The following is a 24,513-nucleotide window of genomic DNA, read 5'->3' as shown; positions in this document are numbered from 1 at the left end:
GCCCCGGCGGGCTCCCCGTGCCGGACCGGCAAGGGCAGGGTGGCGGTTCAGTACCACACCGCCCGGTTCCGGCTCGTGCCTCAACTCGCCAAAGTGTCGAACGTGCCGACCCCGGCCGTGCGCAAGCCGGGGTCGGCGTGGATCGAGCTGCCCCGGCCGGTGAGCGCCGGCACCGAGCCCGTCGGGCACGTCCGCCTCGGGTACGCGTGCCTCGACCGCACAGCAGTCCCTGGACGCGCAGCTCGACTCCCAGCTTGCCGGGGAGATCCGTTCCTCCGGCGTGCGCGTCACCCTCGTCGTCCACGAACACGAACGACTCGGCCGCGGCATCGAACTCGCCATGCCCGCTGAGGAGCTGAAGGCGAACGACGTCGCCCTGGAGTTCCTCACCGGGGAGCTGAAGGGATCACACGACCTCTCCGGCATCGTGTTCACCGTGCTCGCGGCCATGTCCGGTATGGAGCGCGAGGACTTCCGCGACCGCACCCTCGAAGGCCACGAGTCGGCCCGCGAGCGCGGCAAGACCATCGACGGCGCGGGCGTCACCGACGAGTCCATGCTGTCCATGGCCCTCCACCTCCGCGATCAGGAGATGAGCCTGCGCGACATCGCCAAGCGGCTCGTCATCACCACAGGCGCGAAGAAGGGCCGGTACCCTCCGGGAAGAACAGATCCACTACGAGGCGATCGGACGCTCGGACAGAAGGGCGAGCTCGGCGAAGAAGGCACGGTAGAGGGGCTCGTCGGTGGTCTGGATCTCGACGGTGACGAGCAGATGCCTGGAGCTCGTCGTGCTCGCGTAGATCGGTTCGTCGAGCTCCTCGACGTTGCCGAAGTGCAGCCGGGTCAAGCCGCCCTTGCGCGCCTCGGCGCGTACCTTCACCCAGCTCAGCGGAGTCCGGTACGACCCGATGATGCGATTCCGCCGGAACAGCTCGAAGATCCCGTGATCGACCCGCATATGGACGCTGTCGTGCTCGAAGATCTTTGATTCCACGTCAGACCACCCGCCGGTCGGCGAGCGCGGCCACTTGGGCGAAGTGCTCGCGGAACAACGGCTCGTCCCCGGGCGGTACCCGGACCGCCTGCGAGCTGCTGAACTTGAAGGCGACCCGGTCTGTGCCGTAGAGCGCGGCATCCGGATCGCGTACGACGCCGAAGAGCAACTCGCCGGGCTTGTCCGGCTTCTTGTAGTGCGCCAACACCCCGAGCCGGCGCAACGGAACCCGGAACGTGTGCTCGGCGGCGTCCAGGTCGAACAGCTCGAACACCCCGCGGTCCACGCGCAGGTGCAGGTTCTCGTAGTCGAATGCGAGTGGATCCATAGCGGAGAAGATAGCCCGGCGGTGATCACGACGGGCTTGGCGCCGGCGGTCGCTGTCACACACAGCCCCGCCGGCACCTCCCGGTCTCCATGCGGTCAGCAGCAGCGGCCTTGGGGATGGGTCTCCCGATGGCGTGTGCGCTGTACCTCGTACTCGCGGCGGGTCGGTACCGGTGCGAGCGGGTGGTGGCGTCGGTGCCGCTCGCAGTGGCGGTCGTAGTCGGCCTCGCCCGTCAGTTCGCGCAGGTACCAGCGCACCGCCCGTGCCCACTGCCGGGCGTTCACAGGCGGGCTCCCGCCAGCGGCTCGTCGGCTTGCTCGGGCATGTCGATGCGTGACTCGACGTACGGCGTCTCGGTGGTCGGCAGCGGAGAGCGGGACCGTACGGCACGCACGCACACCACCGCGGCGTTGACGATCACGACCGTCACCAGCAGCAGGAAGAGGGTGATGAGGACACCGTCGACGGTCGAGTTGGTGACCACGGTGTGCATGTCGTCGAGGGTCTTGGCGGGCGGCAGGACCTGACCGGCGTCCAAGGCGTCGGCGTACCGGGCCCGTTGGGCGAAGAAGCCGACCTTCGGGTCGTCGGAGAAGACCTTCTGCCAGCCCGCGGTGAAGGTCACCGCGACCACCCAGACCAGCGGGGCGCCCGTCACCCAGGCCCAGCGCAGGCGGCCGGACTTGACCAGGATCGTGGTGCAGACGGTGAGGGCGATGGCGGCGAGCAGCTGGTTGGCGATGCCGAAGAGGGGGAAGAGCTGGTTGATCCCGCCCAGCGGGTCGGTGGCGCCGGTGTAGAGGAAGTAGCCCCACGCGGCGACGACGAGTCCGCTGCACAGCCAGATGCCCGGCTTCCAGTTGACCCGGCCGATGGGCTTCCACACGTTGCCCAGCATGTCCTGGAGCATGAAGCGCCCGACCCGGGTGCCCGCGTCGACCGTCGTGAGGATGAACAGCGCCTCGAACATGATCGCGAAGTGGTACCAGAAGGCCTTCATCGCCGTGCCGCCGAAGATCCCGGAGAAGATCTCCGACATGCCGACCGCGAGGGTGGGCGCGCCGCCGGAGCGGGCGATCAGGGTCTGCTCCTCAACTGCCTTGGCGGCCTGGGTGAGTTGGTCGGGTGTGATGGTGAAGCCGAGCCCGGCCACGGCGTGCGAGGCCGACTCCGCCGTAGTGCCGAGGAGTCCGGCGGGTGCGTTCATCGCGTAGTACAGGCCGGGTTCGAGGGTGGCCGCGGCGATGAGCGCCATGATCGCGACGAACGACTCCATCAGCATGGCGCCGTAGCCGATCATCCGGACCTGGGACTCCTTCTGGATCAGCTTCGGGGTGGTGCCCGAGGCGACCAGGGCGTGGAAGCCGGACAGGGCGCCGCAGGCGATGGTGATGAAGAGGAAGGGGAAGAGGGATCCGGCGAAGACCGGACCCGCGCCCGAGGTCGCGAACTCGCTGACCGCGTCCGCGCGCATCACCGGGGCGGCGACCACGACGCCGACCGCGAGCAGTGCGATGGTCCCGATCTTCATGAAGGTGGACAGGTAGTCACGCGGCGCGAGGAGCATCCACACCGGCAGGACGGAGGCGACGAAGCCGTATCCGATCAGACAGAAGACGAGGGTCGTCGGGCTCAGGGTGAAGGTGTCGGCCAGCGAGGAGTTCTGCACCCAGCCGCCGCCCGCGATCGCGAGCAGCAGCAGTGCCACGCCGATCAGGCTGGTCTCGACGACCCGGCCCGGCCGTATGCGGTGCATCCAGAAGCCCATGAACAGGGCGATGGGCACGGTCATCGCGACCGAGAAGGTGCCCCACGGGGAGTGGGCGAGGGCGTTGACGACGACCAGCGCCAGCACCCCCAACAGGATGATCATGATGGTGAAGACGGCGATCAGAGCGGCGCCGCCGCCCGCCCGGCCGATCTCGTCGCGGGCCATCTGCCCCAGCGACTTGCCGTCCCGCCGCATCGACAGGAACAGCACGACCATGTCCTGCACCGCTCCGGCGAAGATCACCCCGGCGACGATCCACAGCGTGCCGGGAAGGTATCCCATCTGCGCCGCGAGCACGGGTCCCACCAGCGGCCCGGCGCCGGCGATCGCGGCGAAGTGGTGGCCGAGCAGGACCCGGCGGTCCGTCGGCTGGAAGTCGACGCCGTCGTCGAGGCGTTCGGCGGGGGTGGCCCTGCGGTCGTCGGGCTTCAGCACGCGGCGGGCGATGAAGCGCGAGTAGAAGCGGTAGGCGATGGCATACGAACCGAGCGCGGCCACCACCAGCCAGATCGCGGAGATCTCCTCCCCGCGGGCCAGCGCGAGAACGCCCCAGGCGACGGCGCCGAGCAACGCGACAGTGGTCCACAGCACAATGGACCGCATTCGTGACTTTTCCGGCACTTCGGGGCCGGTTTCGGGCAGGACTGACGTAGGCATGGCGGCTCCTCGCCTGGGGATGGTGTGCAACAGGAAGTGCGTGAAGATCAGCGATCGGGGAAGAACGGCCCTCCCACGAACCGCGCGGCGCCCACGACGCGCCGTAGCCGGTGATGACCGGTCCGTGCCGTGACCTGCGCTCCTCTCCCGCTCGCTGTGGGTCTGTGCAAGAGTTGCCCACCCGCCGGAACCGGTTGACAGCGAATTTCCAGAAGATTTCCCGCCCGTTTTCCGTCAACCGAACCGGCCGTCCGCGCAACTAGTCGGCGAGGGCACAGGCACACCAAGGACGGTGACCCATGGCCGACGGAGCCATGACCGCGACGTTCCTCGCCGTGATCGGCGGGGCGTCGCTGCTCGCCGTGACCGCGCGCCGCCTGCACCCCAGCGACCGGCTGCCCTCCCTGGAAGGCTGGGCACTGGCCGACCGCAGCCTCGGCCCCGTGTGGACCTGGTTCCTGCTCGGCGGCACGATCTTCACCGCGTACACCTTCACCGCCGTCCCCGGACTGGCCTACGGAAACGGCGCCCCCGCGTTCTTCGCCGTGCCCTACACGATCATCGTCTGCCCGCTCGCCTTCGTGCTGCTGAGCCGCCTGTGGACGGTGGCCCGCCGGCACGGCTACATCACCGCCGCCGACTTCGTCCGGGGCCGCTACGGGTCGCCGCCGCTCGCGCTGGTGGTCGCGCTGACCGGGATCCTCGCGACGATGCCGTATCTGGCGTTGCAACTCCTCGGCATACGAGCGGTGTTGACGGCCGGGGGCGTGTATCCGCGCGGCGCGGCCGGAGACCTGGTGCTGGTGGCGCTCTTCGCGGGACTCGCCGTGGCGACCTACCGGCACGGGCTGCGCGCCCCCACCGTGATCTCCGCGCTCAAGGCGGTGGCCGTGTTCGTCTCGCTCACCACCGTCTGCTGGCTGGTCCTCGACCGGCTCGGCGGCCCCGGCCCCGTCTTCGAGGGAGCCGCCCGGCGGCTCGGCGGGACGGATGTGGCGCACTCCGCACTGCTGTTGTCCCCGGCCCAGCAGCCCGCCTACGCCACGCTCGCCCTCGGATCCGCGCTGGCCCTGCTGATGTACCCGCACGTCCTGACCGCCGGGTTCGCCGCCGACGGCCCACGCACCCTGCGCAAGGTCTCCGTCGCGCTGCCCGCCTGGACGGGGCTGCTCGCGCTCTTCGGCTTCCTGGGCATCGCCGCACTCGCGGCGGGCGTGCGCGCACCGAAGGGCGGCGCCGAGGCCGCCGTACCGATGCTGGTCGACCGGCTGATGCCGGCACCGCTGGCCGGCCTGGTGTTCGCCGCGATCACCGTGGGGGCACTGGTCCCGGCCGCCGTGATGTCCATCGCCGCCGCCACCAGCTTCGTACGGAACGTGTACGTCGAGTACGTCCACCCGACCGCCACGCCCAAGCGGCAGGTGCGCATCGCCAAGGTGGTGTCGCTGACGGCGAAGGTGGGAGCGGTCGCGTTCGTGTTCGGACTGCGCGACCAGGACGCGATCAACCTCCAACTGCTCGGCGGCGTCTGGATCCTGCAGATCTTCCCGGCCGTCGCCGTCGGGCTGTTCACCGGGCGACTGCACCCCCGGGCGCTGCTCGCCGGATGGGCTGTGGGCATGGCGACCGGAACGGTCCTCGTGGTGCGAGAGGGCTTCTCCTCCGTCGTACCGGTCGGCCTCGGCGACCGGCCGGTCGAGATCTACGCCGGCCTCGTCGCCCTTCTGCTCAACCTGACCGTCGCCGTGATCGCCACCGGGGCCCTGGAACGCCTGAGGGTCCCGCGCGGCGCCGACCTCACCGACCTACCGACCCGCCTCGCCATCAGGCGGCGCCCCGAGACGGGAGCGAACAACCCGTGAGACGCAGACCGGACACCCCCCTCACGCTGCCGCCCGTGCCGGGGCCCGCAGCCCCGGCCGATCCCCTCGCGCCCGCTGTGAGCGACCCGGCCGACCTGGAGCGGGAAGCCGCCCTGGCCCGCCTGTTCGAGCTGCACTACGCCTCGATGCTGCGGCTGGCCGTGCTGCTGGGCGCGGACGACCCGGAGAACGTGGTGGCCGAGGCGTACTACCAGATCTACCGCAAGTGGCGGCGGCTCAGGGACATCGAGGCGGCGGAGGCCTACCTGCGCTCCACCGTCTGCAATCTGACGCGGATGCGCATACGTCACCTCCAAGTGGCCCGCAAGCACGTGGAGAACCCGCCGGAGGAGAGCGTCGCCTCGGCCGAGAGCACCGCCCTCCTCCACGACGACCAACGCGTCCTGATCGACGCACTCCAGCAGTTGCCCGCCCGGCAGCGCGAGGCGCTCGTGCTGCGCCACTGGCTCGGGCTGAAGGAGAGCGAGATCGCCGCCGCGATGGGCATCTCCTGCGGCTCGGTCAAGACCCACACCTCCCGCGGTATCGCCGCCCTGAGCCATGCGATGGAGGCCCGGCGATGAACGACACCGGTCGGGGCCGTACAGACGACGAACGCACGGAGAAGAACCGTACGGAGAAGAACCGCATGGAACACGAGCGCGGAGGGATGCCGGACGGTCTCACGGACGTGGGCCGCACGGAGCGGGAACTGCGCGAGGCCCTGGAGGCGCTGGCCGGGGGAGTGCAGGCCGCGCCCGACGCCTACCGCACGGCCCGCGGCGACTGGCTGCGCCGCGAACGCCGCCGCCGGCTCGTCCTCGCCGTCCTGATCGCCGTCGTCTTCACGCTGGCCACGCTGATCGGCCTCTGGGTCCTCAACCAGGCCCCGGCCGACCCCGGCGTCATCTTCTCGGGCGCCGAGAAGACCGTTGCTCTCGGCGGGGGGACTGCGGGCCGGGGGTGATTAATTTGCGTTGCGTGGCAGTTCCCGGGCACTTAGCGTTGCTGTCTTCATGGGCGGGGAGGACATGCCCTGTCTGCGGCTGTGAGTCAGCAGATCGGAGATGCCGAGGCGATGACTTCTCACCTTCACGCGCTCTGTTTCGATGCGAACGACCCCCAGGGTCTCGCGCGTTTCTGGGCCGGCGTCCTGGGCTGGGAGTCGGTCGACGACCCCCATGACGGCATCGCGCTCCTACCGAGCGACGACACCGGGTTCCGGATCCGATTTCTTCCGACGCAGGAGGAGAAGACGGGCCAGAACCAGATGCACTTCGATCTGACGAGCACGTCTCTCGACGACCAGCAGGAGGTTGTGGCGAGGGCGCTCGGACTCGGCGGCCGGCACATCGACATCGGTCAAGGCCCGGATGCGGATCATGTGGTGCTCGCCGACCCCGAGGGCAATGAGTTCTGCGTCATCCCGCCGGGGAACAAGTTTCTTGCCGACTGCGGATTCGTCGGAGCCCTCGCGTGCGACGGTTCGCAGGAGGTCGGGTACTTCTGGAGCCGGGCGCTGGGCTGGCCGTTGGTCTGGGACCAGGACGAGGAGACCGCGATCCGCTCGCCGCACGGTGGTCCGAAGGTCACGTGGGGCGGTCCGCCACTGGCACCGAAGACCGGGAAGTACCGGCTGCACTTCGACCTCGCTCCACCTGCGGACGGTGATCAGCAGGCGGAGGTCGACCGTCTCGTCTCCCTCGGGGCGACTCGCGTCGACATCGGCCAGGGCGAGGTCAGCTGGGTGGTGATGGCCGATCCCGACGGCCATGAGTTCTGTGTGCTGACCCCCCGATGACGCGGCCGATCCGGGTGAACGGTGGTGCTGTGCAGGCGACGACGGTGCTGGTCGAGGGCGAGAGCGACCGGGTGGCGGTCGAGACGCTGGCCCGTCGCGTCGGCCGTGATCTGGCAGCCGAGCGGGTGACGGTCGTGCCGATGGGCGGTGCGACCAGCATCGTCCACTTCCTGGACCGCTACGGCCCGGGCGGTGCGGACCACCGGCTGCTCGGCCTGTGCGACGCGGGGGAGTCGAGTGTCATCGCCCGTGCGCTCACCCGGGCAGGTGTCGGGTCCGGTTCCCTGGCCGAGCTGGGGTTCCACGTCTGTCACGCCGACCTGGAGGACGAACTCATCCGCTGCCTCGGGGCCGACGCCGTGCTCGACATCATCGCGGCTCAGGGCGAGCTCGCCTCGTTCCGGATCCTCCAACGCCAGCCGGCACAGCGAGGGCGGCCGACAACAGCGCAGTTGCGCCGGTTCTTCGGGGGACGCAGCGGCAACAAGGTCCGATACGCGCGGCTGCTCGTCGACGCGTTGCCGGCCGGGCAGGCGCCCGAGCCACTGGCCCGCCTCGTTGCGTCCTTCTGATCGCACCGTTCTGGAATGTGCTCCAGGGCCCGTCGCCCGAGCCGCAGAGAGGGTCTTCAAAAAAATTTCGGACGGTGATGTCGAGAACCCGTGCCTGGCTCCGTCCCCGCAGTGAACGCGACCACAATGGGTCGCACCAGCACCGAGGAGAACCACCATGGCCAAGTACCTGCTGCTCAAGCACTACCGCGGCGCGCCGGCGGCGGTCAACGACGTTCCCATGGACCAGTGGAAGCCGGAGGAGATCACGGCCCACGTGCAGTACATGAACGACTTCGCGGCCCGGCTCGAGAAGACCGGCGAGTTCGTCGACGGTCAGGCGCTCTCCCCCGAGGGGACGTTCGTCCGGTACGACGGCGAGGGTCGCCCGCCGGTCACCGACGGACCGTTCGCCGAGACCAAGGACCTCATCGCCGGCTGGATGGTGATCGACGTCGACAGCTACGAGCGCGCCGTCGAGCTGGCCGGGGAACTGTCGGCCGCCCCCGGGGCGGGCGGGAAGCCGATCCACGAGTGGCTCGAGCTGCGTCCCTTCTACGGCGTGCAGCCCACGGTCACGGAGTGACCGCTGAGGTGAACGAGGTCCTGCTGAGGAGCCTCACGCCGAGTGTGCTCGGGATCCTCGTCCGCCGCGGAGCTGATTTCGCGGCGGCCGAGGACGCCGTGCAGGACGCGCTGGTCGAGGCGGTCCGCGTGTGGCCGGCCGACCCTCCGCGTGATGCGAAGGGCTGGCTGGTCACCGTGGCCTGGCGCAAGTTCCTCGACGCGACCCGGGCGGACACTGCCCGCCGCCGGCGTGAGGATCTCGTCGACGAGGAGCCGGCGCCCGGGCCCGCGCCCACGGTGGACGACACGCTCCAGCTATACTTCCTGTGCGCCCACCCCTCGCTGACGCCGTCCTCCGCGGTCGCGCTCACCCTGCGCGCCGTCGGCGGACTCACCACCCGCCAGATCGCCCAGGCCTACCTGGTGCCCGAAGCGACCATGGCGCAGCGCATCAGCCGGGCCAAGCGCACCGTCTCCGATGTCCGGTTCGACCAGCCCGGCGACGTCGCCACCGTGCTGCGCGTCCTCTACCTGGTCTTCAACGAGGGCTACTCCGGCGACATCGACCTCGCTGCCGAGGCCATCCGGCTCACCCGGCAGCTCGCGGCCGCGATCGACCACCCCGAGGTGGCGGGACTGCTCGCCCTCATGCTGCTCCACCACGCCCGGCGCGCCGCCCGGACGGCGCCCGACGGCAGCCTGGTGCCGCTCGCCGAGCAGGACCGCGGCCGATGGGACACGAAGTCGATCGCTGAGGGCGTCGAGATCCTGCAGGCGGCCCTCGCCCGCGACCGGCTGGGCGAGTTCCAGGCCCAGGCCGCCATCGCCGCCCTCCACGCCGACGCACCCACCGCCGAGGAGACCGACTGGGTGCAGATCGTCGAGTGGTACGACGAACTCGCGCGCCTGACCGACAGCCCGGTCGTCCGGCTCAACCGCGCGGTGGCCGTCGGCGAGGCCGACGGACCGCGCGCCGGCCTCGCGGCACTCGCGGTGCTGGACGACGCACTGCCCCGTCACGCCGCGGTGGCGGCGTACCTCCACGAGCGCGACGGCGACCTGGCGACGGCGGCACGGCTGTACGCCGAGGCGGCCCAAAAGGCACCCAACCTCGCCGAACGCGCCCACCTGACGCGCCAGGCCGCCCGCCTCAACGCCCGCCGGAGTCGCTGACGGGTCGCACCCGGACCTGCCTGTGCGACCGCTGTGACGGATGTTGCAGACTGACCGCATGACGCGCACGAGGAAGATCGCCGCCGCTCTGTTAGCCACATCGGCCGCCCTGCTCGCGATACCCCCCACCGCCTCCGCCACCCCCAACCCGACACCGCACACAACCCTCTTCAGGGAAAGCTTCGACCGCCTCCCTCTCGGCCCGGTGACCGCGGGCCGCGGCTGGACCGCCGACACCGCCGACGGTTCGCTGACCGTCGAACCCAGCACCGCCGGCCACGGCCGCGAACTACGGCTCCACACCGAGGGCAACGGCCGGGCCTTCCTCGCGCTGTCCGACCTCGCGCCTCCCGGCAACAGTTTCTGGGCCCGGTTGCGGCTGCGCGTGGACGACTTCCCCACGGCCCCGGACTGGGCGCACTGGACTCTCGCGGAGGCCTCCGGTTCCGATGTCCCCACGCTGGTACGCCCGTTGGGCGGCCAGTACGTGCCCACCTCGCAGGCCAACTTCTGGGGAGTCGGCTCCGACCTGGGCCCCACCGGGGACTGGACCGCCTGGAAGACCTCCGCTCCCGCCACGGCCGCGACATGGCAGTGCGTCGAGTTCCACCTCGACGCGAGTGACAACCGGGTCACCGTCTACCTGGACGGCGAGGAACAGCCCGAGTTGACGGTGTCCACGAAGGAACACGGCGGTACGGCCGACGACTTCGTCTTCCCGCGCTTCGACACACTCAAGCTGGGCTGGCAGTTGTACCAGTCCGACCCCACGCCGTCGTCGTACGACGTCCGCATGGACGACGTGGCGCTGAGCACCGAGCGGGTGGGCGGGTGCGCCTCATGACGGGAGGCCTGCCCCGCAGGGCGGTGCTGGGCGGGCTCGTCGGCGGGCTCGCCCTCACGTCCCTGCCGGTCGGTCCGGTTGTCGCCGCCGGGCGGGATCGCGAGCCGTACGTGCCGCTGGCGGTGTCCGGCGGGGGTGGTCCGGCAGGATCGGACCGGGTCCACGTGCTCCGGGTCGGTCCGGACACGGCGCACACCGTGATGGTGCTGGTGCCGGGGATGTTCGGGGCCGCGGGCGACTTCCGGCTGCTCGCCCGGGACCTCGTCCGGGCCGTGCCCGGTGTGCAGGTGTGGGCGTTCGACCGACGCGAGGAGAACCTGGCCGACCGCTCGGGCTTCACCACCGCGGATCCGGCCGCCTACTACCTGGACGGCCACTACCGCACGCAGGACCCCGCAGCGTCCGCCTTCGCCGCCCGTTGGGGCCTTGCCCGCACCGTGGAGGACCTGCGCACGGTCGTCCAGGCCGCGGCCCGCGGCGGCCGGCGGCGGGTGGTGCTCGGCGGCCATTCCTGGGGCGCCACCACCGCGATGGCCTACGCCGCCTGGGACTTCGACGGCCGCCCCGGCCACCGGGACCTCACCGCGCTCGTCCTCGTCGACGGTGGCGTGCGCGGGGCGTTCGAGGGAACCGGGCAGCCGGTGCACAACGCACCGGAGGAGGTCCGGGAGCGGCTGGCGGCCATCGGCGACGGGGCGGTCTTCGACATGACCCTGAGCGGAGTCGGGCTGGGCGCCCGGGCGGAGAGCACACAGATCTGGTACCAGCTCGCCGGCTGGTACGCACGCCACGACCCGGACGGCCGCTCGGTCCTCCAGCCCCGGATGCCCGAAGCGCTGCGACCGCCGTATCCCGTCACCAACGCCGGGCTGCTGGGCACCTTGGTGGACACCGGATTCGGCTGGCCGAATGACATCAGCGTCCACTCGGGGCACCTCGCCGACAGCGGCGACGTGCGCGGCTGGGTCGACACGGGCATCACCCCCATCAGCCGGGTCGCCACGGCGTACGCGGGTGGCCCGGAGCCGGCCGTGTGGGAGTGGTACTGGCCGTCCCGGTTGTCGGTGGACCTCGACGTCGTCGATCCCTACGCCGACACCGACCTGGCCCGCTCACTGGGGCTGCGACTGCGGCACGCCGCGGACCTGGACGTTCCGCTCTACGCCTTCGAGACGAGCTACGCCAAGGGGACGATCGTGTCGTCCGCCCGCGAGGTCGCGGCCAACTCCCGTATCCCTTACGGGAGATACGAGACGGACGACGGGATGAACCATCTCGACCCGCTGTTCGCCGCCGCCCGGCACAACACCCTGACCCACACCCTCGCACCGTTCCTCACCGGACTGCGGTGACGAGTGTCGACAGGCATCGGCGGGGCATCGCACGGATGCCCCGCCGATGACGGGTCGGGCTATTCCCCCGAAGGTGAGGTCAGCTGTAGACCGGCGCGGACAGCACTCGCCGGGTGCCGTCGACGGTGACCCGGCCGGCCCCCGCCGACCGCCTCCACCCGGTCGTCGACCTGGGCGGACACCTACGGCGTGGCGCCAACGTGATCGAGGTCGAGGTGGCGACCCCGCTCATCAACCGCCTCAGGGTCTCCCAGCGGGCCGTCTTCGGCGTCTCTGCCCGCCAGGCATACGGGCTCATGCGGCCCGGTACGGCTGGTGCCGTACGTCCAGGACGTGGTGCAGGGATGACTTGACCCCTGGTGGCGGTATCCGCCCCCAGGGGTCAAGTCACTGTCTACATAACCCAGTTCACCGTCGGCGATCGCCGATCGTCACGATGCCGGTGAGCTTGGGGCTGGTGATGTTGTCGAAGACGACCTCTCCGCCGGACTTCTTCCAGATCTTGATGCGGAAGGTGTCCGGGGTGTCGGCGGCGGTGACACGGAAGCCGTAGCCGCCGGTGCCGTTGACCGTGCCGGATCCCTGGTACACGGCCTGGGAGCCGGTGACCACGAGCCAGTCGGAGCCGGTCGAGCGGAACTTCAGCTTCGCCGGACCGAAGTCGAAGGACACGTTTCCGACGGGAAGCGTTGCCCCCTTCGGGTAGGAGGCGGTGAAGGAGAAGGCGGCCTTGCCGGTCAGGTCCGGCTTGGCGGGAAAGGCACCGGCCGGGGAGGTGAAGACGCCGGTGCCGAGTGCGGGCCCGGCGGAGCGGTCGTAGACGATCAGCTCGGGGAGCGTCTCGCTGTCCGAGGCGCCGTCGTCGTCGGTGAGGGTGATCACCGGGTGACGGATGCCCGCCTTGGTGTAGGTGTGTTCGGCCTCGCAGCCGGTGCCGGTGACCGTGCCGTCGGTCGGCTCCGTGCCGTCCTTCCAGTCGACCGCACAGGTGTGGGTGTCGCTCGTGCCCGGGTCGGTGAACTCGGCCGTGACGACCGCCCGCTTGCCCACCGCGACCGGGGACTTCGGCCCTGTGGCGGACGTGAGGGCCGGCGCCGCGTTGGCGACCTCGACGGTCGCCGTGTCGCTGCTGCGGCTGCCGGTCAGGGTGACCTCGTAGGTGCCGTCGTCGGTGCAGGTGACCGTGGTCTTCGCCGCTCCGGCGTCGGCGAAGGTGCAGGGCGCCCCTTCCTCGGCCGTCCACTTCGGGCTGCCCGCTCCGGAGAGCGTGCCGTTCAGCTGGATCGCGTCGCCCTCGGTGCCGTCCGCGTCGGGGCCGGCGTGGACGATGGTGACCGGGTCGATGCTCGTCAGTGTCGGGACGACCTTCTTGATGAGACCGTCGGCGTCGAACTCCAGCTTGTCGATGGTGGTTTCGCGGTGCATGCCGTCACCGCCGGGGATGGCGAAGCGGTGGTAGACGATGTACCAGTCGTCGGTGTTCGGGACGTGGACCACCGAGTGGTGGCCGGGGCCCTTGATGCCGAGCGAGAGGTCCTTCTCCAGGATCACGCCCTGCTTGGTCCAGGGACCGGTGGGCGAGGAGCCGGTGGCGTAGGCGACCTGGTAGTTCTCGTCACGTGTGTCGTTCTCCGACCACATGAAGTAGTAGGTGCCCTTGCGCTTGATGACGAAGGAGCCCTCGTTGTAGTTGCTCGGCGTGATGTCGGTGACCTTCGAGGCGTCGAAGGAGACCATGTCGTCGTTGAGCGGGACCACGTAGGCGCGGCCGTTGCCCCAGTACAGGTACGACGTGCCGTCGTCGTCGGTGAAGACGGCCGGGTCGATCATCTGGCCCGTGTGGTCACCGGCCTTCAGCAGCGGCTTGCCGAGCGCGTCCGTGAACGGGCCGGTGGGTGAGTCGGAGACCGCGACACCGATGTTCGCGTCGGCGCAGAAGTAGAAGTAGTACTTGCCGTTCCGCTCCTCCATGGCCGGCGCCCAGGCCCTGCTGTCCGCCCAGGAGACGTCCGGACCCAGGTCCAGGATGACGCCGTGGTCGGTCCAGTGGACCAGGTCCTTGGAGGAGTACGCCTTGAACTGCGTGCCGCTCCAGCCCTCGAAGCCGTCGGTGGTCGGGTAGATGTAGAAGGTGTCGCCGAAGCGGACCACGTTCGGGTCGGCGTTGAGACCGGGCAGGACCGGGCTCTTCATGACCGCCGCCGAGACCGTCCAGGTGCGCTTCTTGCCGTCCGACCCCGTGACCTCGTATGTCACCGGCTTGGTGAAGTCGCGCAGGGTGCCGGAGGCGGGGCTGATGCTCGCGCCGTGGGCGAGGGTGAACTCCGGTGCCAGGGCGGTGACATCACTGCCCGGGGTGAGCGGCAGGACGATCTTGCTGCTCTTGTCGGTGATGATCGCGTCGGTCTTCAGCGCCGGGTGGGTCGCCCCCGCGATCCCGGTGGTGTTGCCGCTGATCTCCAGGACCTCGGCGGGCGTCAGGGCCCGGTTGTAGATCCGGAAGTCGTCGACCTCGCCACCGAAGTACGGGTCGGGGGAGTAGAGGGACTTGCCGATGTAGCCGGAGTAGTCCTTCGCCGAGTCGTACAGCTCGGACGGCTTGACGGTGACCCCGTTGACCCGGGCCGCCTCGGCGCCGTCCACGTAGAGGATCGCCGTCTCGGTCGCGCCGTCCAGGGTGACCGTGAGGTGCTGCCACTCGCCGGCGGTGAGCCGGGAGCCGCCGATCATCTGCTTCTCGCCGGACCAGGTGGCCTTGGTGATCGCGGAGAACAGCTTGCCGGCGCCGTTGGACGGGGTGGCGAACAGGTACTTGTTGCTGTCCGGGCCGAGTCCGAACAGCCACTGGAAGTTGTCGCCGCCCTTCCACTTGACGTACGTGGAGACGGTGACGCTGTTCGTGTCCTTCAGCACGCCGCCCGGGATCTTGACGTACGGCGAGCTGGAGCTGCTGTTGCCGCCGGACATCTTGAACGAGCCGCCCTCGACACCGGTGCCGAAGTCGGGCGTACGGACGTAGGTGCCGTGGTAGCCGTGGCCGCTGGAGTCGCGGGCGATGCTGCCGCCGGTCTCGTCGAAGTCGTAGTGCAGGAGCAGGTCGGCCGGGACGTCCGGGCCCTCGGCGGAGACCGTGACCTCGGCGCTGACGTCGATCGCGGAGTCGCCCGCCAGGTCACCCTTCACCGGGAAGGTGCCGGCCTGCGCGTACTGCGATTCGGCCACGTCCTCCCAGGTGACGGCGACGGGCCGCTTCACACCGTCCGCGGACTCGGCGATGACGGTGGCAGGCAGGACCGGGGCCTGGCCGATGCGCGTCTCGACCTTGACGTCCTCGACGCCCGTGATGATCTGGTCCGGCTGGTACGTCTTCAGCAGCCGGTCGTACTCGGCCTGGGTGACCGGGAGCACCGTGCCGTGCCGGGGCTTGGACGGCAGGTCGTAGCCGGTGGACGGGGTCCAGACCCCGGAGGCCAGATCCGTCGTCTCGAAGGGGATGTAGCCGCGACCGCCGAACTCGTCGAGGAACGCGTACCACTTCTCCTCGGTGTTCGACTTGAACACCAACGGGCCCTCGGCCGCGCTCATCTCACCCTTGCCGATGCCCTCGGCGACCGAGGTCCAGGAGAGGTTGCGGAGCGAGTCGCTCTTCTCCTCGAAGATGAACTTGCTGTTGGGCGTGGAGGAGGTGTTGTTCCGCTCGTCCTTGGAGAGGCGGAAGTACGTGCCGTCGTGCTGGATGACCGTGGAGTCGATGACCGAGTAGCCGCGGTCGACCCAGACCTTGGGCTCGCTGAAGGTGTAGAAGTCACGGGTCGTCGCGTACATCATGCGGTTGTACGTGTCGCCGGAGTGGGCCTCGTTGTCGTACAGCTTCGACGCCCAGAAGACCACGTACTCGCCGAGCTGCGCGTCGTAGAACGCCTCCGGCGCCCAGGTGTTGCCCGCGCTGTCGGGGGAGACCTTGACCAGGCGCTGGTTGGTCCAGTTCACCAGGTCGGTGGACTCCCAGACCATGATGGACTTGCTGCCGGTGCGCTGCGAGGCGTCCCAGTCGCCGTTGCCGTAGATCCTCAGGTCGGTGGCGATCTGGTAGAACTTGTCGCCCTCGGGGGAGCGGATGATGAACGGGTCGCGCAGGCCCTTCTCGCCGAGCGTGGAGGTCAGGACCGGCTTGCCGTCGTTCAACTCCCGCCACTTGAGCGGGTCGTTGCCCTTGCTGAGCGCGGCGTAGAGCTGCTCGCCGTCCGAGGTGCCCTCGCCGGTGAAGTAGCTGAACATATAGCCCTTGAGGGCTTCCTGCTGGGGGAGTTCGGGGACCTTCGCGGTGAAGGCGCGGGTCGTCTTCGCGTCACCCTTGGTGACGGTCGCGGTCAGCTCGACGGTCGTGGTGCCGTCGCCGTGCGCGGGGCGGTGGACCACGCCCTCGGCGGAGACGACGTCCGGGTTCGCCGAGGTCCAGGCGACCTCCGTGTCGTACGAACCGGTCGCCGGGAGGGTCAGGTTGCCGCGCACGTCGTCGAGGTTGTGGACGGTGAGGGCCTGGGCGGCCTGGTCGGTGGCCGTCTCGTCGTCGAAGTCGGGCAGCACCGTGACGTCGAAGGTCTTGGTGGCGGTCACGGTGCCCTTCGTCAGGGTCGCCGTGAGCGTGGCGTGGCCGTCCGGTTCACCGGCGGCGGGGCGGGTGACCTTGCCGCTGTCCGACACCACGGAGGCGTTGTCGCTGGCCCAGCTGATCGTGGACCCGCCGGCCGTCCCGGTCTTCGGCAGGTCCAGGTCGGCCGTGACCGCGCTGGTGTCGCCGAGGCTCAGCGCCTCCTTGTCGTCGGCGACGCCCTGCGTGGCGACCGGGAGGGCCAGCTGCTCGACCTCGGAGGAGTCCAGGGCCCGGTCGTAGACCCGGAAGTCGCGGATGCTGCCCTTGAAGAGCTTGTCGCCGGAGTAGACCGACTTGCCTATGTAGTTGGCGGTGGTGGCGCCCGAGCCGATGTCGCCGGGCGTGATGGTGACCGCCGTGTTGCGGGCGACCTCGACGCCGTCCTCGTACAGCACACCCGTGGTGCCGGTCTGGGTGTAGGTGAGGTGCTTCCACACCGCGCGGGTCAGGTTGTGCGAGTCGGCGGGCTTGGTGGTCTGCTCAGTCGACCAGTTGCCGGTCGCGATCGAGGTGCGCAGGGAGTTGCCGGTGGTGAACAGGTACCCGTTCCCGCTGCTCCCGCTGGAGTTGCCGAAGCCGTAGACGAAGTACGGCGTGCTCTGGGCGGAGTCGATCAGCACGTCCGTCGAGACGGTGATCGCGTCCATGCCCTTCATGACGTCGTCCGGCACCTTGACGTAGGTGTCGGAGCCGTTGAAGGCGAGCCCCTGCCCGGTGTCCGACCAGCCGGCGGTCCCGTTCACCGTGCCGTCGCGGCCGTTGCCGGAGGCGTCGGTGACGGTGCTGCCGGAGGCGCCGTCGAGTTTGTACCAGAGGGCCAGCCCATCGGTGACGTCCGCGGTGTCCGCCGCCTGCGCGGGGACGACAGGTGCGGCGAGGCCCAGGAACAGCGACGCGGCGGTCAGGCCGGCGAGACGGCCCGCCCAGCGTCTCGCGCGGCTGCGCGGACGTGCGATGTACGTCATGTGGGGTTTCCCTGCTGAGGCATGGCTGACGGGGGACGTGGCAAGGCAAGGGGGAGTGGGCCGAGAACGGGCGCCTCGGCCAAGGGCGCCCGTCATTTCGGCTGTGTGACGTCGTGTTGCGAGAGTGTCAAACGGGGTGCGGTGCAGCGTCAAGAGGTTTCGAACAATGTCCGACAGGTCGAACGACCTGCTGGTCTGCTGTGCTGTTCACCCAACGGTCGGAGCGCGGGAGGCTTCCCTGCCAGCAGCGGCAGGGCGAGCTGATCAGCGCTCCTTGCGTGCCCGTCGGCGGGCGCCCAGCAGCAGCCGCACCGTGCCGACCAAGGGTGGCGTCGCCGAGCCACGCAGCAACGTGGCGCCCCGCGCCAGTGCGGCGTCCGCGGTCAGGAGCTCGATCTCGATCAACGCCCCGAGCAGTGCCCTGTTGGGGGCAGGGGCGAGGGCGGGCAGCCTCTTGGCCGCCTGCAACGCGGTGCGGGCCGTCTCGACCTGGTCCTCCACCAACTTCCGGACGCCCGCTGTCTCACGGCCTGCCGCCAGGTCCTCCCACGTGACCGAGAAGCGTTCCAGTGTGTCCTCGGGGATGCCCAGCCGCCCCTCCCTCAGGTCCTCGGCCAGGTCGTTGACGAAGTCCAGCCGCTGGCTGCCCTCCATGAGCGTGCGGCACGCGGCCCGGAAACGTCCGTCGTCGGCTTCCGGTCCCAGCAACGCGCCGACCAACAGGAATGCGGGCAGTGAGTAGGCATCGACATAGGCTTGGAAATCGGCTTCCGTGGCGAAGCCGTCGAACTCCAACTCGGTTGTGGCGGTGGCCAGATACGCCTCCATCACCGCCCGAAGCCGCGGATACGCGGCAATGGTGTGCAGCAGCGTGCGGATCAGTGGATCATCGCTCAGCCCGGTGACCAGGGCCTTGCGTACTCGCTGCTCCCAGTCCGCCCACGCCGCTTCGCGCTGTGCCTTCGGTCCGGTGTCGAGCAGGTTGTCCCCGTGGTGCATCACGGCCGTCGCCGCCACCACGTGGGGCAGCACCGGCCGTGGCAGCAACACCCGTCCTGCCAGGTATGCGCCACGGCGGAAGCGCGTCACCAGGTGCCGCTGGCTGTCGTAGTCACTCCGCAACTCCGGCTCACGGATTCCCGCTGCGGCCAGGCTCTGATTCCACGCGCTCATGGGCCGCATCGTAGGCGTACGAGATCATCGACCCGCGCTGGAGACCCGTTGCCGTGCGAGAACCCAACGGAACAACACCACCGAGCACATGGCCGCGAACGCGCACCACGTCGAGACGAACTCCAGCCGCCACAGAGCCCAACAGCCCAATCCGCCCACGGCGACCAGCACCCCCAGCACGAGCAGCCGCCGGTCACCGGACAGCAGCAACGAGCCCACTGTCGCCACGAGGTAGCCCGCGATGAGCAGCGACGTGTGGGGCAGGGTGAACGCGTAGCCGACCGTGTGACCGCGGATATCGGCCGTCACCGGGCCGGTGGCGAGCCCGTACGCGAGCATCGAGGCCGTCACGGCTCCGAGGGCGAGCAGGAGGCTCAGCCGGAGCCGGGCGTGCGGCGGGGCGGCACACAGCACTCCCGCCGGCACCCACACCGCCAGCAGCGGCAGCGCGATGACGGCCCACGCATGGGTGGCGGAGCCGCTACCACCCCCCGATTCCCAGACGACCGCCTCGACGATCTGATGGGTCCCGAGCAGCAGCGGCAGTGCGGCAAGCGGAAGGTCCCGGCCACTGCGCACGCGCGCCACACAGGCCACCCCCACACCGGCGATGGCGGTGCCCGCCACGAGATCGGCCGTCGCACTCCAACACATCACGCCACCAGGGGATTCGCCGTCGCGTGTACTGGCGTACGCCGCACACCAAGCTACGTCCGGCTCCGCCGGTGATCCGGGCAACACGACGGCCGTACCCCGGGTGACGAAAACGACCGTCGTGAGGACGCCGGGCGAACTCGTCGGGGTGGGATGAGGTCAGCGGCGGCCGCGGAGCCTCCCCATCAGGCGCTGGGCCTGGGCCCGGCGTCGGGGATCGGCCGCGGCCCGCCGGGCCTGCTCGACGGTGCGTCGCCCCTGCGGGCTCCTCGCGAACCGCTTGATGCGTTCCAGGATGCCTGACATGTGATTCCTTCCCTCGGGCCGGCGCGTGTGCCTGCCTGATGACGCCTACCCTGCGTGGGGCGGCTCAGCCGCGGTCCGCACGGCCGGACCGCCCGTGACGGGTCGTCAACCACACGCTCGCGCCCGGCACGAGGGGGACTTCTCGCGGCCCGCGGAACCCGAGCGGCCGCAACTGGTTCGCGTGGTGGGCGGAGAGCGTGATCGCGACGGCGGTGGCGTCCTCGCCGTCCACGGCGCCCAGTCCCGTGGTCAGCAATTCGGCGACCACGGTACGGTCGCAGGCTTCCGCGTCGTCCGGCGCGCAAACGGTGACCAATGTCCAATGCGGTGCGTCGGGTCCGGCTGCCCCCAGCGCCGTGGACAGGACCGGGCGCTCGGGCAGGGAGATGTCGAGTTCACGGGCGAGAAGGCTGCTGATGCGTGGGTCGGGAGACCCGGTCCCGATGTCGGGCGGCAGCCAGATCGCGGCCGAGAGGAGCGCGCCGTCCGCGCGTTCGGCCACCCACACCTGGCCCTCTTCGAGTGCGTGGTGGGCCAGCATCAGCCGCATGGCGCGCTGAGCCTGCTCCCAGTCGACGGCGGGGCTGTCCGGGTCCGACACGGTCAGCCGGGGCGAGGCCGGGGGCGGCGCGAAGAGACGTACAACGGCTGGTACGTCCACCAGTCCCGCCGCGCGCACGGTGGTGCGGGGGTGCAGCTGCAGAGTTGTCATTGCGTGTTCTCCCGGGTGGGCCGCGGGCCCGGTACTGGGGGTGCTGTCCGGTGCGGCGCGGCCGGGGCGCACATCGATACGAAACGGTTTCGTACCTATACGTTACGTGGGGCCCGAGCGAAACGCAAGCGTTTCTTTAAGGTGGGGCCGGGGTCCGGCTCAGGTGTAGACGTCCAGGACTTCGGTGATCCTGTGGAGCGTCTCGTCGTTGTCGCCGAAGTGCGCCAGCACGCTGAGGAGTTCACGCAGGTGGAGGATGGGCAGCCGATCCCGCCAGCCGTCTTCCAGCGGGTGGAGCTCCTCATACGCGGCCGAGAAATCCTCCGGAACCGGGCCGCATCCGTACAGCATGCTCAGCTCCGCCTCGGGCCAGCCGTAATGCACGGCCGGATCGCACAGGGAGGGCGGCCCGTAGTGGCTCGGGAGGATGTTGGCGTGCCACAGGTCGCCGTGGAGCAGCGCGGCGGGCTGCCGCGGGATCAGGTCGGGGAGCCGGTGCGCGAGGCGTTCCAGGCGTGCCCGGTTCTTCTGGCCCAGTGCCTGGGCGCAGGCGGGTGCGTCCAGCCAGGACAGCAGCCGGTGTTCGGCGAAGAAGGCGTGGCCGTCGTCGGTCCAGGGATTCCGCTGCACCATCCGGCCGATGTAGTTGTCGGTGTCGTAACCGAAACGCTCGCTCGTGACCTGGTGCTGCCGGGCCAGCCCCCGGCCGAGCTGTACCCAGGTGTCACGGGTGAAGGCGTGGCTCCCGCGATCCTCCAGGAGCAGGTACTGCTCTGCGCACAGCTGCGTCTTCGGTATGGGCAGGGCTCCGGCCGCGGCGAGACGCCGTAGGCCCTCGGCCTCCCGGCGGTAGAGGTCGGCGGGGGCGTTGGCGGACTGCTTGAGGACCCAGCTCGTGCCGGAGGAGCCGGTGATGCGGGTGGTGGAACTGATGGCCCCGCCGTGCAACTGCTCGATGTCGGTGGCCTTGCCGTGTCCCGTGACCTGCAGCCATTCGGCAACGGCCGGAGGAATGGACGGTGCGGTTCGCTGCGGCACTTCGGGGTTCCTCCGCGACCTGATCGAACGGCTGCCGGCTCGGTGATCTTCTGGTCTTCGATCTCCCGGATGACGCGTCGCCGCTAGTGTCAAACGATACCGTATCGAATGAACGGACGGCGGTAGTCTGACCTCATGACCGCCGACGTTCCTCGCCACACCACAGCCCCGCGTGCGACCGACCGCCCCGGGGATGAATCGCCCTTCGCTCTCGGCCTGCTGCTGCGCCGGGCGCACTGGCACGCGGCCACGGTGATGACGGAGGCGCTCCGGCCGCTCGGCGTCGAGCTGCGGCATTTCGCCGTGCTGATCGTGCTGGTCAACCAAGGGCCCACGGTGCAGCGGGACCTGGCGACGGCGACGGGGTCGGACAAGGCGGGAATCATGCGGGTCGTCGACGACCTGGAGCGTAAGGGGCTGGCCGTACGCAAGGCGGTTCCGGGGGACCGGCGGGTGCGCGCGGTGGAGATCACGCCGCAGGGACTCGAGCTCTTCGACGCGGCTCATGTGGCGGCGGAGCCGCTGGCCGAACGTCTGGCTGCCGGACTGGGGCCCGGTGAGCCCGAGCGGTTGATGGATCTGCTGACGCGGTTCGCCCATCCTGCAGGCGGCGAGGAGTAGGCGCGCAGCCGTGTGACGCCCTGGGGGAAGGGGCGTCACACGGTGTCCATGGCGGCCCGGAGGCTACGCGGCGACGCGCTCCGCGAGTTCCTTGGCCTTGGTGGCCGCGTCCGCGAAGGCGCGCTCGCGGGAGGCCTCGTAGAGCGGGATGAGTTCGGACATGGCCGGGTTGCGGGGGGCCATGGTGAGTTCCGGGACGATGAAGTCGAGGTCCAGACCGAGGGTGCCCTTGAGGACGGCCTCGAGGTAGTTCTGCACGAACTCGTAGCCCTCGCGCGGCGTGCCCGGCGCGTAGGAGCCGCCGCGACTGGCGACGACCACGACCGGGGTGCCCTGGGCGGAGGGCGTCTCGCCCGCGGTGCGGCCGAGCAGGAGCACGTTGTCCAGCCATGCCTTGAGGGTCGAGGGGATCGAGTAGTTGTGCATGGGGGCGCCGATCAGGACGGCGTCCGCCTGCTCCAGCTCCTCGATGAGCTGCACGCGCGCGGCGAACGCGGCCGACTGTTCCGGGGTGCGCTCGGACGGGGCGGCGAAACCGGCGGACCAGGCGACAGCGGTGATGTGCGGGACGGGGTCGGCGGCGAGGTCGCGGTAGATCACCGTGCCCTGCGGGTGCTGCTCCTCCCAGGCCTTGCGGAAGGCGTCCGCGACCGAACGGGACGAGGACGCCTCGCCGGGGAGTACGGACGAGTCGATGTGCAGCAGCGTGGCCATGGCTTTCTCCAAAGAGCAGTGCCCGAGGCGGGGAGCCAGGGGGTGAGGATTGGCCCTCGGTGATAGTTAAACACGAGATGGTATTGAGTGATACTATCTCGAGTGTAACGACGATGGACGCATCGAGCACATGGGAGGTAGGCGGTCTTGGACGTCTATGAGGCGGTCACGAGCCGACGGGCGGTGCGCGGATACACCGACCGGCATGTCCCGAGGGAGACGCTGGAACGTGTGCTGTCCACCGCGGCCTGGGCGCCGTCCGGATCGAACATCCAGCCGTGGCGCGCCTACGTGCTCAAGGGCGCGCCGCTGGCCGAACTGAAGAAGCGCGCCGGCGAGCGCCTGACCGCCGGCGACCCATGGGACGAGCCGGAGTACGAGATGTACCCGCCTGCCCTGAAGTCCCCGTACCGTGAACGCCGATCCGCCTTCGGCGAGCAGCGCTACGGCGCACTCGGTATTCCGCGCGAGGACGTGGAGGCGCGCCAGCGGGCCGCTTCCGCGAACTGGGACTGCTTCGGCGCGCCCGCCGCGCTGTTCTGCTACATCGACCGCGACCTGGGCCCGGCCCAGTGGTCCGACGTCGGCATGTTCCTGCAGACCGTCATGCTGCTGCTCCGCGCCGAAGGGCTGCACAGCTGCACGCAGATGGCGTGGGCGAAGTACCGCAGGACCGTTGCGGAGGTCCTGGCACCCCCGGACGAGCTCCTCCTCTTCTGTGGCATGTCGATCGGGTTCGAGGACGACTCGGTGGGTCACGCCCGCACGGGCCGGGCTCCGCTCGACGAGACGGTCACCTTCATCGACGGTTAGATTCGAACAATCCTGACGAAAGGCATGCCATGAAGTTCGCAGTCATCGGCGGCACCGGACTGATCGGGTCGCAGGTCGTCAAGAACCTGAACGCCGCAGGACAGGAGGCGGTACCGCACTCGCAGTCCACCGGCGTCGACGTCATCAGCGGCCAGGGACTGGAAGAGGCGGTGGCGGGAGCCGACGTCGTCGTCAACCTGACGAACTCCCCGACCTTCGACGAAGCCTCCCCGGCCTTCTTCCAGGCCTCGATGGACAACCTGCTGGCCGCGGCCCACAAGGGCGGCGTCGGCCACTTCGTCATCCTCTCGATCGTCGGCGCGGACCAGGTGGCGGAGCTGGACTACTACCGGGCCAAGGTGCTCCAGGAGGACCTCCTCGCAGCCGGGCCGATCCCCTACTCGATCGTCCGGGCGACGCAGTTCATGGAGTTCATCGACGCCGTCCTGTCCTGGACCGCCGACGGCGACACCGTCCGGCTGCCCGCCACGCCGATCCAGCCGATCGCGGCCAAGGACGTGGCCGCGGCGGTGACGGACGTCGCCGCGGGCACTCCGCTGAACGGCATGCGCAACATCGGCGGCCCCGAGGTCTTCGCCCTGGACGAGCTGGGCCGGATCACCCTGTCCCACAAGGGCGACAGCCGTACGGTCGTCACCGACCCCACCGCCGGCATGTTCGCCGTCGTCAAGGGTGACGTCCTCACCGACAAGGACGCTCACCTCGCCCCCACCCACTACGCCGACTGGCTCTCCTGAAGGACGCGCACCGTTCCTAAGGACTGAGCGGGAGTGAGTCCTGTTGCCAGGATTCATGCTCAGCCGAACGCTCCGAACGGTGTTGGGCGTTCTGGTTGCCCGTGTTCGCTCCGCGGTCCGGCGGCACGGATCGTGTCCGTGGTCCGGGGATGCGGGGGCGGGGTCCCTCACGCCCGAGGGCACGCCGGTCGGCCTGGACGGT

General features: G+C 69.9%; 25 protein-coding genes and 1 pseudogene. 15 read left to right on the top strand and 11 right to left on the bottom strand.

What is annotated here, in order from left to right:
- Window positions 1-39 precede the first annotated feature (39 nt).
- Together IG08_RS63210 and IG08_RS61840 are read left to right on the top strand one after the other, a co-directional pair.
- Window positions 40-351 carry a hypothetical protein gene (locus IG08_RS63210; protein ID WP_420823316.1) on the top strand — a complete coding sequence of 104 codons (312 nt, stop codon included), beginning with the start codon at window positions 40-42 and terminating at the stop codon, window positions 349-351.
- The gene (locus tag IG08_RS61840) at window positions 281-991 is read left to right on the top strand and encodes a recombinase family protein (protein ID WP_078655978.1); all 711 of its coding nucleotides are present in this window, start codon (window positions 281-283) and stop codon (window positions 989-991) included. The genes IG08_RS63210 and IG08_RS61840 overlap by 71 nt, the downstream gene beginning before the upstream one ends.
- A gap of 7 nt (window positions 992-998) precedes the next feature.
- On the opposite strand, the gene IG08_RS0144065 is transcribed toward IG08_RS61840, so the two are convergent.
- The 3 genes from IG08_RS0144065 to IG08_RS0144055 all read right to left on the bottom strand — a co-directional run bounded on the left by IG08_RS0144065 (window position 999) and on the right by IG08_RS0144055 (window position 3,753).
- Window positions 999-1,325, bottom strand: a complete 327-nt coding sequence (locus IG08_RS0144065; protein ID WP_030617199.1) for a hypothetical protein — start codon at window positions 1,323-1,325, stop codon at window positions 999-1,001.
- A 95-nt stretch (window positions 1,326-1,420) separates the two neighbouring features.
- Entirely contained in the window at window positions 1,421-1,609 is a 189-nt protein-coding gene (locus tag IG08_RS0144060; protein ID WP_030617196.1) for a YbdD/YjiX family protein, read from the bottom strand.
- Window positions 1,606-3,753: a carbon starvation CstA family protein gene (locus IG08_RS0144055; RefSeq protein WP_030617193.1), complete on the bottom strand. Its 2,148-nt coding sequence runs from the start codon at window positions 3,751-3,753 to the stop codon at window positions 1,606-1,608. Before IG08_RS0144055 ends, IG08_RS0144060 begins: the two co-directional genes overlap by 4 nt.
- A gap of 299 nt (window positions 3,754-4,052) precedes the next feature.
- Here IG08_RS0144055 and IG08_RS0144050 point away from each other — a divergent pair, with 299 nt between their 5' ends.
- The 10 genes from IG08_RS0144050 to IG08_RS58000 all read left to right on the top strand — a co-directional run bounded on the left by IG08_RS0144050 (window position 4,053) and on the right by IG08_RS58000 (window position 12,256).
- Window positions 4,053-5,615, top strand: a complete 1,563-nt coding sequence (locus IG08_RS0144050) for a sodium:solute symporter family protein (protein WP_030617191.1) — start codon at window positions 4,053-4,055, stop codon at window positions 5,613-5,615.
- Window positions 5,616-5,650: 35 nt separating this feature from the next.
- Entirely contained in the window at window positions 5,651-6,199 is a 549-nt protein-coding gene (locus tag IG08_RS0144045) for a SigE family RNA polymerase sigma factor (RefSeq protein ID WP_234343127.1), read from the top strand.
- Between the two features lie 65 nt (window positions 6,200-6,264).
- On the top strand, window positions 6,265-6,582 hold the full coding sequence (locus tag IG08_RS0144040) for a hypothetical protein (RefSeq protein ID WP_390898684.1): 318 nt from the start codon (window positions 6,265-6,267) through the stop codon (window positions 6,580-6,582).
- A 111-nt stretch (window positions 6,583-6,693) separates the two neighbouring features.
- Window positions 6,694-7,416, top strand: coding sequence for a VOC family protein (locus IG08_RS0144035; RefSeq protein ID WP_030617185.1), 723 nt, complete (start codon window positions 6,694-6,696; stop codon window positions 7,414-7,416).
- Between the two features lie 29 nt (window positions 7,417-7,445).
- The gene (locus tag IG08_RS0144030) at window positions 7,446-7,988 is read left to right on the top strand and encodes a TOPRIM nucleotidyl transferase/hydrolase domain-containing protein (protein ID WP_030617183.1); all 543 of its coding nucleotides are present in this window, start codon (window positions 7,446-7,448) and stop codon (window positions 7,986-7,988) included.
- Window positions 7,989-8,145: 157 nt separating this feature from the next.
- Window positions 8,146-8,553, top strand: coding sequence for a YciI family protein (locus IG08_RS0144025; RefSeq protein ID WP_030617180.1), 408 nt, complete (start codon window positions 8,146-8,148; stop codon window positions 8,551-8,553).
- An 8-nt stretch (window positions 8,554-8,561) separates the two neighbouring features.
- On the top strand, window positions 8,562-9,707 hold the full coding sequence (locus IG08_RS0144020) for an RNA polymerase sigma factor (RefSeq protein ID WP_030617178.1): 1,146 nt from the start codon (window positions 8,562-8,564) through the stop codon (window positions 9,705-9,707).
- Window positions 9,708-9,765: 58 nt separating this feature from the next.
- Window positions 9,766-10,551 (top strand): hypothetical protein, encoded by a 786-nt coding sequence (locus IG08_RS0144015; RefSeq protein WP_030617173.1) that lies wholly within the window; start codon window positions 9,766-9,768, stop codon window positions 10,549-10,551.
- Window positions 10,548-11,903, top strand: coding sequence for an alpha/beta hydrolase (locus tag IG08_RS0144010; protein WP_030617171.1), 1,356 nt, complete (start codon window positions 10,548-10,550; stop codon window positions 11,901-11,903). Before IG08_RS0144015 ends, IG08_RS0144010 begins: the two co-directional genes overlap by 4 nt.
- Window positions 11,904-12,028: 125 nt before the next feature.
- Window positions 12,029-12,256, top strand: a complete 228-nt coding sequence (locus tag IG08_RS58000) for a hypothetical protein (protein ID WP_420823315.1) — start codon at window positions 12,029-12,031, stop codon at window positions 12,254-12,256.
- A gap of 55 nt (window positions 12,257-12,311) precedes the next feature.
- Here IG08_RS58000 and IG08_RS0144005 read toward each other — a convergent pair whose 3' ends face one another.
- From IG08_RS0144005 to IG08_RS0143980, 6 genes are all read right to left on the bottom strand, one after another.
- Window positions 12,312-17,522 (bottom strand): family 43 glycosylhydrolase, encoded by a 5,211-nt coding sequence (locus IG08_RS0144005; RefSeq protein WP_030617167.1) that lies wholly within the window; start codon window positions 17,520-17,522, stop codon window positions 12,312-12,314.
- Window positions 17,523-17,786: 264 nt separating this feature from the next.
- Window positions 17,787-18,695, bottom strand: a complete 909-nt coding sequence (locus IG08_RS0144000) for a squalene/phytoene synthase family protein (RefSeq protein WP_030617164.1) — start codon at window positions 18,693-18,695, stop codon at window positions 17,787-17,789.
- Between the two features lie 24 nt (window positions 18,696-18,719).
- A complete protein-coding gene (locus tag IG08_RS0143995) occupies window positions 18,720-19,349 on the bottom strand; it encodes a DUF6629 family protein (RefSeq protein WP_043456651.1) in 630 nt (209 codons plus the stop codon).
- Window positions 19,350-19,508: 159 nt separating this feature from the next.
- On the bottom strand, window positions 19,509-19,655 hold the full coding sequence (locus tag IG08_RS60870) for a hypothetical protein (protein WP_199821041.1): 147 nt from the start codon (window positions 19,653-19,655) through the stop codon (window positions 19,509-19,511).
- Between the two features lie 64 nt (window positions 19,656-19,719).
- Complete coding sequence (locus IG08_RS0143985; protein WP_030617155.1) at window positions 19,720-20,367, bottom strand: hypothetical protein; 648 nt, start codon at window positions 20,365-20,367, stop codon at window positions 19,720-19,722.
- 159 nt (window positions 20,368-20,526) lie between these two features.
- Window positions 20,527-21,405: a fructosamine kinase family protein gene (locus IG08_RS0143980; protein ID WP_052425129.1), complete on the bottom strand. Its 879-nt coding sequence runs from the start codon at window positions 21,403-21,405 to the stop codon at window positions 20,527-20,529.
- A gap of 135 nt (window positions 21,406-21,540) precedes the next feature.
- Between IG08_RS0143980 and IG08_RS0143975 the strand changes: the two genes are divergently transcribed.
- Window positions 21,541-22,026 carry a MarR family winged helix-turn-helix transcriptional regulator gene (locus tag IG08_RS0143975; RefSeq protein ID WP_030617142.1) on the top strand — a complete coding sequence of 162 codons (486 nt, stop codon included), beginning with the start codon at window positions 21,541-21,543 and terminating at the stop codon, window positions 22,024-22,026.
- 63 nt (window positions 22,027-22,089) lie between these two features.
- Here the strand turns inward: IG08_RS0143975 and IG08_RS0143970 are convergent, their stop codons facing one another.
- Window positions 22,090-22,740: an FMN-dependent NADH-azoreductase gene (locus IG08_RS0143970; RefSeq protein ID WP_030617140.1), complete on the bottom strand. Its 651-nt coding sequence runs from the start codon at window positions 22,738-22,740 to the stop codon at window positions 22,090-22,092.
- Window positions 22,741-22,887: 147 nt separating this feature from the next.
- Between IG08_RS0143970 and IG08_RS0143965 the strand changes: the two genes are divergently transcribed.
- Window positions 22,888-23,553, top strand: coding sequence for a nitroreductase (locus IG08_RS0143965; protein WP_030617137.1), 666 nt, complete (start codon window positions 22,888-22,890; stop codon window positions 23,551-23,553).
- 29 nt (window positions 23,554-23,582) lie between these two features.
- Complete coding sequence (locus IG08_RS0143960; protein WP_030617134.1) at window positions 23,583-24,311, top strand: SDR family oxidoreductase; 729 nt, start codon at window positions 23,583-23,585, stop codon at window positions 24,309-24,311.
- Window positions 24,312-24,327: 16 nt separating this feature from the next.
- Here IG08_RS0143960 and IG08_RS61835 read toward each other — a convergent pair.
- Window positions 24,328-24,513: pseudogene (locus IG08_RS61835) on the bottom strand (IS200/IS605 family accessory protein TnpB-related protein); the annotation flags it as partial.

The organism is Streptomyces fulvoviolaceus (genome assembly GCF_000718165.1).
In the GTDB taxonomy this organism is placed as follows: Bacteria; Actinomycetota; Actinomycetes; order Streptomycetales; family Streptomycetaceae; genus Streptomyces; species Streptomyces fulvoviolaceus.
This window is presented reverse-complemented; position numbering and strand designations above follow the sequence as displayed.